The 15,266-nt window shown below is 70.4% G+C and carries 11 protein-coding genes; all 11 read right to left on the reverse strand.

Translation table 11 applies throughout. From position 1 onward, the window contains the following. Positions 1–6 precede the first annotated feature (6 nt). The 11 genes from AC1DYG_RS11685 to AC1DYG_RS11735 all read right to left on the reverse strand — a co-directional run bounded on the left by AC1DYG_RS11685 (position 7) and on the right by AC1DYG_RS11735 (position 15,262). Positions 7–1,944, reverse strand: coding sequence for a hydantoinase B/oxoprolinase family protein (locus AC1DYG_RS11685; RefSeq protein ID WP_477640028.1), 1,938 nt, complete (start codon positions 1,942–1,944; stop codon positions 7–9). Further along, a complete protein-coding gene (locus tag AC1DYG_RS11690) occupies positions 1,941–4,112 on the reverse strand; it encodes a hydantoinase/oxoprolinase family protein (RefSeq protein WP_477640029.1) in 2,172 nt (723 codons plus the stop codon). Before AC1DYG_RS11690 ends, AC1DYG_RS11685 begins: the two co-directional genes overlap by 4 nt. Before the next feature lie 75 nt (positions 4,113–4,187). Further along, on the reverse strand, positions 4,188–5,666 hold the full coding sequence (locus AC1DYG_RS11695; protein WP_477640030.1) for a serine hydrolase domain-containing protein: 1,479 nt from the start codon (positions 5,664–5,666) through the stop codon (positions 4,188–4,190). A gap of 8 nt (positions 5,667–5,674) precedes the next feature. Next, entirely contained in the window at positions 5,675–6,109 is a 435-nt protein-coding gene (locus AC1DYG_RS11700) for a VOC family protein (protein ID WP_477640031.1), read from the reverse strand. 39 nt (positions 6,110–6,148) lie between these two features. Next, on the reverse strand, positions 6,149–7,045 hold the full coding sequence (locus AC1DYG_RS11705; RefSeq protein WP_477640032.1) for a carbon-nitrogen hydrolase family protein: 897 nt from the start codon (positions 7,043–7,045) through the stop codon (positions 6,149–6,151). Continuing rightward, entirely contained in the window at positions 7,045–7,659 is a 615-nt protein-coding gene (locus AC1DYG_RS11710) for an SRPBCC family protein (RefSeq protein ID WP_477640033.1), read from the reverse strand. The genes AC1DYG_RS11705 and AC1DYG_RS11710 overlap by 1 nt, the downstream gene beginning before the upstream one ends. Then, positions 7,656–10,139, reverse strand: coding sequence for an aerobic carbon-monoxide dehydrogenase large subunit (gene cutA, locus AC1DYG_RS11715; protein WP_477640034.1), 2,484 nt, complete (start codon positions 10,137–10,139; stop codon positions 7,656–7,658). The genes AC1DYG_RS11710 and cutA overlap by 4 nt, the downstream gene beginning before the upstream one ends. Then, entirely contained in the window at positions 10,136–10,699 is a 564-nt protein-coding gene (locus AC1DYG_RS11720; RefSeq protein ID WP_477640035.1) for a (2Fe-2S)-binding protein, read from the reverse strand. The genes cutA and AC1DYG_RS11720 overlap by 4 nt, the downstream gene beginning before the upstream one ends. After that, entirely contained in the window at positions 10,696–11,637 is a 942-nt protein-coding gene (locus tag AC1DYG_RS11725; RefSeq protein ID WP_477640036.1) for an FAD binding domain-containing protein, read from the reverse strand. Before AC1DYG_RS11725 ends, AC1DYG_RS11720 begins: the two co-directional genes overlap by 4 nt. Before the next feature lie 149 nt (positions 11,638–11,786). Beyond that, positions 11,787–13,241 carry a uracil-xanthine permease family protein gene (locus AC1DYG_RS11730; RefSeq protein ID WP_477640037.1) on the reverse strand — a complete coding sequence of 485 codons (1,455 nt, stop codon included), beginning with the start codon at positions 13,239–13,241 and terminating at the stop codon, positions 11,787–11,789. Positions 13,242–13,513: 272 nt separating this feature from the next. Next, complete coding sequence (locus tag AC1DYG_RS11735; RefSeq protein WP_477640038.1) at positions 13,514–15,262, reverse strand: helix-turn-helix domain-containing protein; 1,749 nt, start codon at positions 15,260–15,262, stop codon at positions 13,514–13,516. Positions 15,263–15,266: the final 4 nt, after the last annotated feature.

The following is a 15,266-nucleotide window of genomic DNA, read 5'->3' on the forward strand; positions in this document are numbered from 1 at the left end:
GTCTGCTCACATCCAGTCGACGTCGGCCGACGTCTTGCCGTCGGCGAGGCGAGCGTAGCCGGGGCCGCGGTCGAAGAACGGCTCCTCGTCCGCACGGGCAGCACGCAGCTCGGCGCGCAGGGCGTCCGACGCGGCCGTGTCGACGACCGGAGCGTCCTTGGTGCCCTCAGCGACGACGCCATACGAGGCGCGGGCGCCCTCGAAGGACACCTTGCCCCAGCGCAGGTCGCGTTCGACGTCCTCGTAGGGACGTTCGAGCGGGTCTCCCCAGCCGCCGCCACCCGTGGTGCGGATCCTGATCACCTCGCCGGCCTTGACCGGCTCGGCGTCGGCCAGGGCGTCGACCTCGCGCTCCTCGGGTCCGCCGAGGTCGATGGTGACGTTGAACGAGCTGCCCGCCTTGCCGCCCTTGACGCCCCAGCAGGCGAGGATGGAGCGGTCGGCGATGGACATGAAGTGCGCGTCCTTGAGCATCCGGATCTGCTTCTCGTAGCCCAGGCCACCGCGGTAGCGTCCGGCGCCGCCGGAGTCGACCGCCAGCCCGAGCCGCTCGACGATGAAGGGGAACCGGCTCTCGGTGAACTCGGTGGGCAGGTTCCGCGAGTCGGGCACCACGTGGATGGTGTCCTCGCCGTCGGCGTAGTAGCGGCCGCCCGAGCCGCCTCCGAGCACCTCGCGCATGAGGTAGTCGTTGCCGTCGCGGTCCTTGCCGTAGACGCCGGTGTAACGGATCGTCTCCTGGTCGGCGGGCATCTTGCCGTCGACGGCCTTGGCCACGACGCCCGCCAGCACTCCGAGCAGGCGCAGGATCACGAAGGTCCGGGCGTTGGTGGGAGCCGGGAAGATGGGCGTGAGCAGCGTGCCCTTGTCGGGAAAGCGCATCTCGATCAGCGGCACGATGCCCTCGTTGACGTCGAGCTCGGCCATCCGCTCGGGGGTGTCGGCGAGGTTGCGCAGGATCGGTGCGAGCCACTTCTTGAGGAAGTTGCCGCCGACGTAGTCACCGCAGTGGTTGATCGGACCCTTGGCCTGCGGGGCAGTGCCGGTGAAGTCGATGATGAGCCGTGGACCACCGTCGCTGCCCGGAGTGGTGTCGGGGCCTCCTGTCGAGGTCTTGGTCAGGGTGATCCGCTGGGTGTGCAGCCTGGGGTCGTCCACGCCGTCGTGCTCGGCGTAGTCCTCCCAGACGTAGGTGCCGTCGGGGATCTTCGAGAGGATCTCGCGACGGTAGGTCTCAGTCGTCTGGTCGAGGATCGTGTCGAAGGCCGCCTCGATGGTGTCGCGGCCGTAGCGCTCGAACAGCTCGGACAACCGACGCGCCCCCATCAGGCAGGCCGAGCACTCCGCGTCGAGGTCGGCCGCCAGGGAGTCCGGCATCCTTGAGTTGCGGGTCATGATCCGCAGGGCAGCCTTGTTGGGAACTCCCTTGTCCCACAGCTTGATCGGCGGGACGGCGAGGCCCTCCTCGTAGACGCTGGACGCATTGCTGGGCATGGACCCGGGCACGGCGCCCCCGATGTCGTCGTGGTGACCGAACGCCTGGACGAAGGCCACCACCTCGCCACCGCATAAGACCGGCACCGTCACGCACAGGTCAGGGAGGTGGCCGATGCCGCCCTCGGACTCGTAGACGTCGTTGTGGAAGAAGACGTCTCCCTCGGCCATCTCCGACAGCGGGAAGTCGCGGGCGATCGGGTGCACGAGGGCCGAGTAGGACCGGCCGGTGAGCTTGCGCAGCTGCCGGTCGTGGATGCCCGCCCGGAAGTCGTGCGCGTCGCGGATCATGGGCGAGCGGCTGGTGCGCGCGATGGCGGTCTCGACCTCCATCTCGACGCTCGCCAGCGTCCCCTGGACGATCTCCACGAGGATCGGGTCGACGGTGCTTCCCGGGGGCGTGAGCCGGTTGCCGTGCTCGTATGCCGTGGGCAGGCCGGCGGTGTTCATCGGGCACCTTCCGTCGTGGTCGTGGTCGTGGTCGTGGTCGTGGTCGTCGTCGCAGTCGCTGTTGGGGTGCTCCGTGTGATCACGAGGTTTCCGATGGAGTCGACGCGCACCGTGAAGCCGGGGTGGACCGGCACCGTCGAGCCGAACTCCTCGATGACCGCAGGGCCCTCGAGCGTGTCGCCCGCCCGCAGGTCCGGACGCCAGTAGATGGGGGTGTCGCGAAAGGCCTCGTCCGCGTCGAAGCACACGGGCCGGGCCGCCGAGTCTGAAGGATCGTGGGCGCCCTGATCCTGACCGGTCTTCAAAGTCGCGGCGTCGCGGGTCTCGAGCTCGCGGAGCTCGGGACGGGTGATCGGGCCGACGCCGGTCACCCGGAGGTTGACCCACTCGACCTGCTGGGTCGGGTCGTCGCGGAAGTCGTAGCCGTACAACGCGCGGTGCTCCGCGTGGAAGGCGTCGGCGACGCCCGCGGCATACGCATCGTCGACGGTGCCCTCGGGGGCGGCGACGCGCACCTCGAAGGCCTGACCGAAGTAGCGCAGGTCGACGGTGCGCGAGTAGCGGTGCTCGTCGCGCGAGAAGCCTTCGCCGTCAAGGGCTTTCGCGGCCTTGGCGGTGAGCTCGTCGAACGTCTTCTGCACCCCGGGGTGGTCGAGCGTGGCGTGCTTGGACACCATCGTCTGGACGTAGTCGTTCTTGACGTCCACGGTCAGCAGCCCGAAGGCGGAGACGTTGCCCGGGTTCTGCGGGACGACGACGCCGGCGAGGTCGAGGATGTCGACCAGCCGACAGCCCAGCAGGGACCCGGATCCGCCGAACGTCGTGAGCATGAAGTCGCGGACGTCCAGCCCTCGCTTCACCGAGACCTGGCGCAGCGCGTTGGCCTGGTTCCACGCGGAGATCTCGAGGATGCCGGTGGCGCAGCGGACCGGGTCGATCCCGAGCTGCTCGGCCAGGGCGTCGATGCCCGCACGGGCGGCTTCCACGTCGAGGGGGATCTCGCCGCCCAGGAGGTGTGGGGGGATCCGGCCCAGGACGACGTGTGCGTCGGTGATGGTGGGCTGGGTGCCGCCCTTGGCGTAGCAGAGCGGGCCGGGGTCGGCCCCGGCAGAGTGCGGTCCCACCTTCAGCGTGCCTTCGGGCGAGACCCAGGCGATGGATCCGCCACCGGCGCCGACCGTGACGACGTCGATCATCGGGATCTTGCTGGGGTAGGCGCCGACCGTGCCCTCCGTCGTCAGGGTCGGCTCGCCGTCGAGGACGACGCTGACGTCGGTCGAGGTGCCGCCACCGTCGCAGGTCAGCACCTTGGGGAACCCGGCCCGCCTGGCGATCAGGCCCGCTCCGAGCGCGCCCGCCGCAGGCCCGGACAGGACGGTCGTGATCGGCTGGTGCACGACCTCGTCCGCCGACAGCACGCCGCCGTTGGACTTCATGATGTAGAACGGGATGCCGCTGGCGAAGTCGTCGAGCCGCGTGTGGATGTTGGTGACGTAGCGGCTCACGTTGGGCTTCACGGCCGCGTCGACGAGCGTGGTCATCGAGCGTTCGTACTCGCGGTACTCGCGCAGCACCTCGCTCGAGATCGACACGATGGCCTCGGGGTGCTCCCGCGTCAGGATCTCGCGCATCGCCAGCTCGTGGGTGTCGTTGGCGTAGGAGTGCAGGAAGCAGACGCCCAGCGTGGTGATCCCGCGGTCCCGGAACCAGCGGGCCGCCGCCACGGCCGTGGCCTCGTCGAACGGCCGGAGCTCGTTGCCCTGGAAGTCCATCCGGCCACCGACGGTGCGCACGGCATCTGCCGGCACGATGCGTGGCGGCTTGACCCAGAAGTAGGAGTTGCCGTAGCCGTCGGGCACCGCCTGGCGCGCGATCTCGAGCATGAACTCGTAGCCCTCGCTGGTGATGAACCCGAGCCGTTCGACCTTGCCCTCGAGCAGCTTGTTGGTCGCCACCGTGGTGCCGTGGCAGACCGCCGTGATGTCGGTCCCGGCGGCCCCCATGAGGTCCAGCACCTTGGCGACGCCGTTGATGAAGCCGTCAGCCGGGTTGCTCGGCGTCGACGGCGTCTTGGTCGTCACCATCTCGCCGGAGTCCTCGTCGAACGTCACGACGTCCGTGAAGGTGCCGCCGGTGTCGATGCCGATCCTGATCCGCCGCTGAGCCATGGGTGAGATTCAACCGGTCACGCGTCCGGCTCGCCTTGGCACAAGTTGCCAACCGCGTCGGTGAAGGCTGTGGCGTCAGTCCTGCGCGGGGAGGCCCGGGCCCCGCACGGCACTCAGGAGCGGGTCGGCTCCGAGCATCGGCACCTCGCGCCAGCCGAGGTGCACCGTCCCGTCGCTGCGGGTGCGGAGGCGGACGGTGTGTGGGGTCTCGATGAGGCGGACGTCCGCGCTGAAGCAGCCGTCACCGTCCCAGCCGCCCGACGCGACGACGGGGAGCTCTACACCGCCCACCGCGATCGTCGACGATGCCCACGTGCCGTCGCCCACCTCGAGGGCCACCCGGGTGCCATGGCAGTCCAGGACCACCTCGTATGCCGCGCCGCCGGGCGCGAGGCTCATCGCGGCATACGCCGGTGGGAGTTGACTGTCGTCGGCACGCACCCACCACCCGCTGTCCGGGCCGGGGGCCGACGACGACGGGGTGGGGACCGCCAGGGTGGCGATCCGCTCCTCAAGCGCGGCGTCGGCGAGTTCGTCGCCGCACTCGTCCTCACGCCCGACGGCTGGCAGCAGGTGATCCCAGACGAGGTCGAGGACGGCCTGCATGTCGGGGGTCTCGCTGGTGATGGCGACCGCCAGGTCCTGGTCGGGGAGCACGATGGCGTACTGGCCGTAGGCGCCGTCACCGCGGTAGCCGTGCCGGGCGCTCCAGAACGAGCAGCCGTAGCCCTGCCGCCAGTCCGGGTTGGGGTCGGCCTCACGGTTGGGCAGACCGGTCGGTGTCGTGGCCGTCGTGACCCACTCGGGCGACAGCAGCGCAGTCCCGTCCCACTGGCCGTGGTCGAGGTGGAGCTGGGCCAGGGCGAGGATGGCGTCGGTGCCGACGTGGAGCCCCGAGAACCCCAGCTCGCGGCCGGTCGCGCTGCGGTGCCACACCACGTCGTTACCGCCCCGAGGGTCGAGCAGCGGCAGGACCCGGTCACGCAGCAGCGACAGCACTGACGAGCCGGTCACCCCCCGCACGGCACCCGCGACGAGGTAGGTGGCGATCTGGTTGTAGGCCCACGCCGTGCCGGGCTCGTGCTCCTGGTGGGTGGCCAGGATCGCGGCCAGCACGGGGTCGGTGTGGTCGCCCTCGGAGGTGCGCTGCTGGGCCGCCTCCGTCACGGCCGGCCCCCAGCCCTCCCCGTCGTGACCGGTCGCCATGGTGAGGCAGTGGCCCAGGGTCAGCCGCCGGTAGCGGTCCGGCACCTCGACCACGGCAGGGAGGTCGCCGGGAGGTAGGAGGTCGAGCACCGGCTGGTCGAGCGAAAGCCGTCCTTCGTCGACGAGCAGCCCGACCGCCGTGGCGGTGAACGACTTGCTCAGTGAGTAGACCAGCTGGACGCGCTCGGGGGCATAGGGCGCCCACCACCCGCGCGCGACGACGTGGCCGTGCCTGGCGACCAGGAGGCTGTGCGGGTCGTGACCGTCCGACTCGAGGGCGTCGATGAGGGCGAGGAGGCCGAGGGCGTCGACGCCCTGGGCAGAAGGCGGGCTGGTGGGGAGGGGCACCGTGGCGGCTAGGCGTCGTCGCCGAAGCGGCCACGGTGGTCGAGGGGGATCAGCGGCTTCTCGCCGCGGGCCTTGAGCTGCTGGACCGCCCAGGTGTTGCCGTCGGGGTCGGCGAACCCGAAGAAGGTGCCCCCGTCACGCTCGTCGAACACCGTGATCTCGCTGCACTCGACGCCCCGGCCGGTCAGCTCCTCACGGGCCGCGGCCGCGTCGGCGACGACGAGCTGCAGGCCGCGCATCGAGCCCGCTGCCATCTCCCGCTGCGAGGGCAGCGTGCCGATGACGATCGAGCAGCCGGAGCCTTCCGGAGTCAGCTGGGCGACGTCCATGAAGTCGTTGGTGGTGTGGTGGTCGAGGTGGAAACCGACCTTGTCGCGGTAGAACTCGATGGCCGACGCGAGGTCGGAGACGGGCAGGATGACGACTTCGAGGGTCCAGTCCATGCGCCCATCCTGCCGGGTGCGGGTCAGTGCTGGAAGAAGTCAGTGCGGGAAGGACGTCTCCGCCGGGCGTTCGAGCTCGTCGCGGTGGTTGCGGATCAGGTCGAGGTTGCGGTCGCGCAGGTGGTCGAAACCCTGGCTGATGTTGGAGCCGGGCGTGAGGGAGGACAGTGCCGTTGCCGGGTCGAGCAGGGCCGACACCCACCCCTCGTGGGAGGCAGCCTTGGCCGCGATGTGCGCGGTGGGCGTCACGATGTGGGAGTTGCCGAAGTAGAGCACCCCGGCCGGGTCGATGCCGGTGGCGTTGGCGCCGATCACGAAGACGTGGTTGTCATAGGCGCGCGCCCGAGAGGTGAGCTCCCAGATGTCGGCCGACCGCAGCAGTGCGCTGGGCCGGCAGATGACCTCGGCGCCCTGCACGGCCTGGATCCGCGACAGCTCGGGGTAGTCGCCGTCGAAGCAGATGATCATGCCGATCTTGCCGAGATCCGTGTCGCAGACCGTGACGGTGTCGCCCGGGGTCACCCAGCCGCCACCGTCGACGTGCTCGGTGCAGAACGGGTGCGTCTTGCGGTAGATCCCGAGGACCTCTGCGTCCCGCCCGATCAGCACCGAGGAGTTGTAGACGACCCCCCGCTCCGGGCCACGCTCGTAGGTGCCCAGCACGGCATACACACCGAGGTCGCGGGCCACCGCCTGCATGGGTTCGGTGACGGGACCCGGGATCTCGGACACGAGGTCCCACAGCTCCTCGGTCGTGCAGTCCGGGGTGAACCCGGTCGTCGCGGACTCGGGGAGCACGACGAGCTCGGCGCCGGTCGTGTCGACGCAGCGCCGCGTGAAGTCGACGCACTTGTCGAGGTTCTTGCGCACCGACTCCGGGGACATCGGTCCCGGCACTGGCGCGAGCTGGATGGCAGCTGCCGTGAATGCGCGCATCAACGTCCTCCGATCGCCCATCCCACGATAACGCCGGCCAGCGCGATCGCCCCGCCCGTGACGACTCCCCAGGCGTACGGCTTGCCGCCGAAGGCCGCCGTGGAGGTGCCCACGGCCTCGATCGGGCGGGGCCCTGCCGGCACCTCGACCGGCTTGGTCTTCTTCTCCTTGCGGACCCCGGCGATGTCGTCGTCGACCGCCTCGAAGAACTGCCCTGCCATCTTCCTGGTCACCCCGGCGAGCATCCGTTGACCGACGCCGCCGATCACCCCACCGACCGCCGCGTCGGCGTCGTAGCTCAGGTCGGTGCCACCAGCGGCCGCGGGTGCGAGGCGGACCACGACGTCGGCGTCGACGGTGCCCGGCCCACCCGCGCCCTGCGCCTTCATCGTGAACTGCTCGGGGTGCCGCGGGTCACGCAGCGCGACCTTGCCCTCGTAGGTGCCCTTGATCGCCGCGACGCCCGCAGTGACGGTCATGGCGTACTCGTCGGGGCCGACCTCGGTGAGCGCCTCGCAGCCGGGCAGGCAGCGGGCGAGCACCTCGGGGTCGTGGAACGCGTCCCACACCTGTTGGGGCGTCGCCTTGAGGGCGGCGGTGCCGGAGATCTTCATCGTGCCTCCTGGGCAGGTGTTGCGGGTGCGGAGCCTGAGGACGCGGTGGGTGCAGGTGCAGGTGCGGCCGAGGTATGCCGCGTGCGGGCGAGCGAGGGGATCTCACCGCGGGCGTGCCGCTGGCGCAGCTCCCACAGCTCGACCGGCGAGATCGGCATCGAGGTGATCGCGAACCCCTCGGCGTCGGAGATCGCCGAGGCGATGACGGCCGTGACGGGGATGCACCCCGCCTCGCCGGCGCCCTTGATGCCCAACGGGTTCAGCGGCGACGGGGTCTCGAGGTGGTCGGTCTCGATGTGCGGGACCTCGGAGGCGTAGGGCATCAGGAAGTCCATGAAGCTCGCGTTGAGCAGCTGCCCGGACTCGTCGTAGACCATCCGCTCGTAGAGGGCCCCACCCACGCCCTGCGCGACGCCGCCGTGGACCTGGCCCTCGACGATGAGCGGGTTGATCATGTTGCCGCAGTCGTGGATGACGCAGTAGCGCAGGATGCGGATCTCGGCGGTCACCGGGTCGGTCTCGACGATCGCCGCGTGCATGCCGTTGGCGAAGGTGGCCTGGGTCGGGGAGTAGAAGTCCTTGCCCTCGAGGCCGGGCTCGTCGTCGTCGGCGACAGGCGGTTTGTCGGGGTCGTTGCTCCCTGCGAACTGGGTGGCCGCCTTGGCCGCGTCGTCGAAGGCATAGCGCAACGGGTTGGACATCACCGAGATGGTGCCCAGGGACATCGTGGTGCCGGGTGCGCCCTTGACCTGCACGATGCCGTCGACGATCTCGAGGTCCTCGGCCGACACCTCCAGCGCGTCCGCCGCGATCCGCAGGGCCTTGGCCCGCACGTTGCGCGCGGCGAGGGCTATCGCGTTGCCGCTCATCACCGCCGCGCGGGAGGCGAACGTGCCCACGGCATACGGCATCCGGCGGGTGTCACCGGTCGTCACGAAGACGTCCTCGATGGGCACCCCCAGCTCCTGCGCGACGATCTGGGCGAACGACGTCTCGTGGCCCTGGCCCTGCGAGGTCAGACCGGTGGACACGTTGACCCGCCCACTCGTCTCGATCTGGATGTGGCCACCCTCGTAGGGCCCGACGCCGGTGCCCTCGACGTAGCAGCCGATGCCCAACCCGACCCTGCGCCCCTCTGCCTCGGCCTGCGCGCGGTAGTCGGCGAAGTCGTCCCAGCCGACCAGTGCCTTCAGCTTGGCGAGCGAGGCGGGGAAGTCGCCCGAGTCGTACTTGAGCGGCCGACCGTCCTGGAAGAGCAAGCCGTGGTCGTAGGGCATCTCGCTCGGGAGGATGAAGTTGCGCGACCGCACCTCGGCGCGGTCGAGGCCGAGGCGGTCGGCGATGGCGTCCATCGTGCGTTCCATGGCAAAGCAGCCCTGGGGGCGTCCCGCACCGCGGTACGGCGTCACGAGGACGGTGTTGGTGTAGAGCGACCAGAACTCACAGCGGTAGGCGCCGGGCTTGTAGGGTCCCAGCAGCTGGGTCGAGGTGATGATCGGGACGATGATGCCGTAGGGGGTGTAGGCGCCGTTGTCGTGCCAGAACTTGACGTCGAGGCCGAGGATGCGGCCCTCGTCGTCGAAGCCGACGCGGATCTGCTGCAGCTGACCGCGCTCGTGCGCGCTGGAGATGAAGTGCTCACGACGGTCCTCGGTCCACTTCACCTCCTGCTCGAGAAGTCTTGCGGCCCAAGGGATCAGGACCTCTTCGGGCCACGGGTGGTTGATCTTCACCCCGAAGCCGCCGCCCACGTCGGGGGCGATGCACTCGACCTTGGCGAGCGGCAGGTCGAGCTTGGCGGCCACCGCTGCGCGCACGCCCGTCGAGGTCTGGGTGGAGGAGAAGATGCGCAGCTCACCCTTGTCGGTGTCCCACCGGGCCAGGACGCCCTTGCCCTCCATCGGCATGCAGGCGCTGCGTTCGATGTCGAGATCCAGCTCCAGGGTGTGGGGCGCGGCGTCGATGGCCGCGTCGACGTCGCCGACCTCCTGGAGCATGCGACAGGCGACGTTGCCGGGTACGTCCTCGTGGACCAGGGCCGACCCGTCGCGCGCGTTGGCGATCCCGACGACGGGCGTCAGCAGCTCGTAGTCGACCCGGATCCGCTGGCAGACGTCCTCGGCGACGTAGCGGTCGCGGGCGATCACCATGACGATCGCCTCGCCGACGTAGTTGACCTCGTCGCGGGCCAGGGCGAACTGCGTGCGACCGTGGGTCAGCGTGGGGTGGGGGATGAGCAGCGGCAAGGGTTCGCCCACCTTGCCCGGCAGGTCCTCGTGGGTCCAGATGCCGACCAGGCCGTCGATCTCGAACGCGTCGGTGACGTCGATGTCGACGATGCGGGCGTGCGCGTGGGGGCTGCGGACGAACGCCGCGGCGAGGGCGCCGTGCCCCATGTCGTCGAGGTACCGACCACCGCCGGTGACCAGGCGTGGGTCCTCCTTGCGCGTGACCCGCGCCCCGAACAGCTGGGTCGTCACGTCGTCTCCCCGGTCACAAGCCCACCGGTATGCCGCGGGCCCGCCTCCGCGGCATACCCCTCGCGTCCGCGCTCGGCCTTGATCTCCGCGGCGCGCAGCACGGACTTCACGATGTTCTGGTAGCCGGTGCAGCGGCACAGGTTGCCGGAGATGGCCTCGCGGGCCTCCTCGGAGGTGGGGTGCGGGTGGTCCTCGAGGTAGGCCGTGATGGTGGTCAGGAAGCCGGGCGTGCAGAAGCCGCACTGCAACCCGTGGCACTCCGTGAACGCCTGCTGCACGGGGCCCATGGCGTCGATGGTGCCGAGGCCCTCGACGGTCGTGATCTCGTGGGCCTGGGCGGTGACTGCGAACATCAGGCAGGACCGCATGGGCTGGCCGTCGACGAGGACGGTGCAGGCGCCGCACACACCGTGCTCGCAGCCGACGTGGGTGCCGGTGAGACGCAGGTCGTGGCGCAGGAAGTCCGACAGCAGGCGTCGGGCCGGAGCCTGGGCGTGGCGTGGGACCCCGTTGACCGTCACAGTCAGGTCGAGCAGCTCCTCGATGGCAGGTTCGGTCATGCGACACCTCCCGGCGCAGACTCATGCAAAAGGCGAGTTAGCGCCGCGTCTTGCTGCGCTAACTCGCCTTTTTCATGAGAGAGCGACGCTGCGGCAGCCTGGGCCAGGGTCAGTCGGGCGAGCTCGGCGGCAAGCATGGCGCGGTACTCAGCCGTGGCGTGGATGTCGCCCTCGGGCTCGATGGCGTCGCGCACGAGGTCGGCCGAGGCCGACCAGTCCACGGCGCCCGGCTCCTGCCCGGCGAACAGCGACGTCACGTCCAGGGTGCGGGGGACGTCGGTGACCGAGACGAAGGACAGTCGGGCCTCCGTGACGACACCGTCGCTCGTGCGGACCGCGGCTGCCACGCCGGCCATGGCGTAGTCGCCGTGCCGCCGGGCGCGTTCCATGAAGGCCGTGCCGGTGCCGGCCGCGAACCGCCGGAACCGCACGGCGACGGCCAGCTCCTCGGCGTCCAGCGACGTCTCGAGGGCGCCCTGGAAGAAGTCGGCCACGACGATCTCCCGGGAGCCGGAGGTCGAGACCGCCTCGACGACCCCGTCGGTGAGGGCAAGCATGGCGGGCATCTCTCCGGCGGCGTCGGCGTGCGCGATCGAGCCGACGGTGGTGCCGCGGTTGCGGATGACAGGGTGGGCCACGTTGACCAGCGCCTGGCGCAGCAGCGGCAACGCGGCATACGCCTCCTCGTGGTGCTCGAGCTGCGCGTGGCGCACCAGCGCACCCACCCGCACCTCGGTGTCGCTCACGACCACGTCGGCGAGGTCGGCGACCTGGTTGATGTCGACGAGGTGGGCGGGCGAGGCGAGCCGCATGTTCAGGATCGGGATGAGGCTCTGGCCGCCCGCAAGGATCTTGCCGTCGTGCCCGACCTCGGCCAGCACCGCGACCGCCTCCGCGACGGTGCGGGGGGCGTGGTGCACGAACGGCGCGGGCTTCACGGACTGATCCTGCCTTCTCGGGTCGGTGGGGCGAAAGGGTGGGGGTACGGCGGGGGTGGGAGTCGGCAGAGGGGGTGCGGAACGGGCGGGGGAGAGGTCGGGGAAAAGGCATGGCCCCCGACGCGGGGTCGGGGGCCACGCCGAGTGCGTTAGCGGCGCTGGTTGAGGTCGTCGATCCCGTCGCTGTCGCCATAGGTGTCATGCCCGCCGACGGTGAGGACCGCTCCCTCGGCGCGCGCCCGCAGCTCGGCAGGAGCGAGCGCCTTGGCGACGTGGTAGGCCACCACGGCCACGATCGTGCCGAGCGCGATCCCGGTGAGGGAGAAGCTGTCGGTGAACTTCAGCGTCACGTTGCCGATGCCGATGACGATGCCCGCGGCGACGGGCACGAGGTTGATCGGGTTGCCGAAGTCGACGCCGTTCTCCTTCCAGATCTTGGCGCCGAGCAGGCCGATCATGCCGTAGAGCACGACCGTGATGCCGCCCAGGACGCCGCCGGGGGTCGACGCCACGAGGGCACCGAACTTCGGGGAGAACCCGAAGAGGATCGCGACGATGGCGGCGACGTAGTAGGCGGCAGTCGAGTAGACCCGAGTGGCAGCCATGACCCCGATGTTCTCGGCGTAGGTCGTCGTCGGCGAGCCACCCACCGCGGATGCCACCACGGTGCCGAAGCCGTCAGCGGCGATGGCGCGGCCCATGTAGGGGTCGAGGTCGGTCTTGGTCATCTCTGCGACGGCCTTGACGTGGCCGGTGTTCTCGGCGATGAGCGCGATGACGGCGGGGACCACGAGCAGGATGGCGGCCATCGAGAACGACGGGGCGTGCCAGCCGACGACCTCCTTGCCCGCGACGATCTCCGTGTGCGGCGGGAAGCCGAACAGCGCGGCGTCCTTGATGCCCTGGAAGTTGGTGCGGAAGTGCGTGGTGATCTTGCCGGCGCCGGCGTCGAAGGAGGTGATCTGGCCGAAGCCCTTGTCGAACAGCCACGACACGACGTAGCCGAAGATGAGGGCGAGGAAGATCGCGATCCGTCCGATGAAGCCCTTGAAGGCGACCGCACAGATGATGGTGAAGGTCATCACCAGCAGCGCAACCCACTGGTCCTGCGGCCAGTAGATGTTGGCGACCACCGGCGCGAGGTTGAAGCCGATGAGCATGACGACTGCACCGGTCACGACCGGTGGGAGAACCTTGTGCAGCACGCTCGAACCGAGGAAGTGGATGAGCACCCCCACGAGGGCCAGCACCACACCGGCAACGAGGATCGCCCCGGTGACCGTGGCAGAGGTGGCCCCCGCCTGTGCCCGGATCGCCACGACGGCGCCGACGAACGAGGCCGACGTGCCGAGGTAGCTGGGGACCTTGCCCTTGACGATCAGCAGGAAGCAGATCGTCGCGACGCCGCTCATCATGATCGCGAGCTGGGCGTTGAGTCCCATGATCAGCGGGAAGACGAACGTTGCGCCGAACATGGCCACGACGTGCTGGGCGCCGAGCCCGACCGTCTTGCCCCACGACAGTCGCTCGTCGGGGGCCACGACGTCGTCGGGGCCCATGGTGCGGCCGTCTCCGTGCAGTTTCCAACCCAGGCCCAATGACATGCGGACTCCTTCTCCACTGGCGTGGCCAGCCGACATGGCATGGCGCGCAGCCCCTTGCGGGATAGGCGAAAACTAGCGGCCAGACCGCCCGCTGCATTGGGCAATTGTTGCTATCGGGGCCGGAGCGGCTTTCGGCAGAGTATGCGGAGTGGCGCGCTCGCATTGCGGGCTCGGCAGGAGTCGAATGGGCTGTGCCGCGTCCCTCCCGCCAGAGGGCGCGGCACCTTCGTGCCCCGGGCGATGACATGCGCCCACGCGGCATACCCGGGCGGTCAGATGCCGCGCATCTGGTGCACCTTGAGCGCCAGGGCGAGCTTGAGCCGCAGCTGGGGGTCGGTGGTGAACGGGCCGAGCATCTTCTCGAGCTTCACGATGCGGTAGCGCAGCGTGTTGTAGTGGAAGAACAGCTGGCGGGCGGTCTCGGCGACGTTCATGTTGGTGTCGATGAGGATCGACAGGGTGCGGCGCAGGTCGACGTTCTCGGGGGAGTCGTCGGCGGCGAGGCCACCGAGCGACTCGTCCACGAACCGGCGCAGGTCGGCGCTGTCGGGGATCAGCGCCAGGAGTCGGAACACCCCGAGGCCGTCGAAGTGCGTGACCGCCGAGTCGCCGTGCAGCTGACGTCCGACGCTCACCGCGCTGAGGGCCTCCTCATAGGCCTGGGGCAGGTCGGCGACGGAGTCGATCGGGCGCGAGACGCCGGTGGAGAAGGTGCGCCGACCGCCGCCGCCGATGCCGCTGATGACCCGGACGACCTCGGAGACCGTGCGCATGATCGCGTCGGTGTCCGCGCTGGGCAGCACCCCGCACAGTGCGACGACCTCCTGGCTGAACCCCATGACCGGGGCGCGTGGATCGCGTACTGCCATCGCCTGGCTCCACGCGCGCGAGAAGCGCTCCTGCAGGACCCCGACCTCCGCCGGGGAGCGCGTCGAGTGCTCGTCGTCCTCGTCGGTCTCGGCCACGACGACGACGAGCCTGCGGTCGATGTCCCAGCCCAGGGAGGCCGCGTGGGCCACGGCCTCGATGGGGGAGCCGGCGCGCCCGGAGAGGGCGTCGCGCAGGAACTCGGCGCGGTACTTGCTCTCGACGGCCGAGACCGCCTGCTCCTTGGTGATCGCCAGGGCCGCCACGGTCGCCGCCCGCTCGAGCAGGTGGACGTCGTCGGCCGTGAGGGGCCGGTCGCCCACGAACGCGGCCAGCAGCCCGTGGTTGAGGTTGCCCGCCGCGATCCGCACCATGGCGCGACGGGCGTTGGCGCCGTGCGCGGGGCGGATGCCGACCGGTTCGTGCTCGGTGATGAGCCGCCCGGTGCGGTCGAAGCAGTCGAGCGCCAGAGCCGCGGCGAGGTCGTCCTCCGACCCGGCCCTGGCCAGCACCCGACCGTCGCTGCTGGTCACCATCGCCGCGCCCCCGAGGAATCCGGCGAGACGCTGGCAGAGGTCTTCGAGCCCGCCACCGGCGAGGACGACCCCGACCAGGATCTGGTGGGCTTCCTCGACGCGTTCGAGGATCCCGGCCTGCTGGTCGAGCACCGCCCCGAGGACCTCGGTCACCATCCGCTCGGGCGCGGCCGTTGCGGCGGCCAGCACGAGCGGGAAACCCGCGGCGCCGGCCCGGGTGCGCCAGTCCCGGGCCTGGTCGGCGGTGCCGCCGGCGATGGCGAGGGCGGTGGCGCCGTCGAGCGAGCACTGTTCGAGGGGATCGCGCCCGGCCGCCTCCCACGCGAGGACGGCTTCAGCGTCGGCGCAGACGAGGTGGTGGCGCGGGTCCGGCGCGGCCCCGAGCAGCGAGGCCCGCATGACGCCACGCGGCGGCTGGTCGGGGCCCTGGAGCAGTTCGGCGCCGGCGAGCGACGGCAGGGCCAACAGCGCCTCGAGGCTCACCCCACCGACGAGGTCATGGCTGGGCGCCCGGGTTGCTTTGGTTGCGTCGGACGCCGGGGTTGCTGGGGGTGTCAGGAGCGGGGCCGATGGCAACTCCGCGTCAACCAGGCCGCCATCCTTGGCAACATTCACCATGAGG

It is taken from the genome of Pedococcus sp. P1_H8 (genome assembly GCF_056405175.1).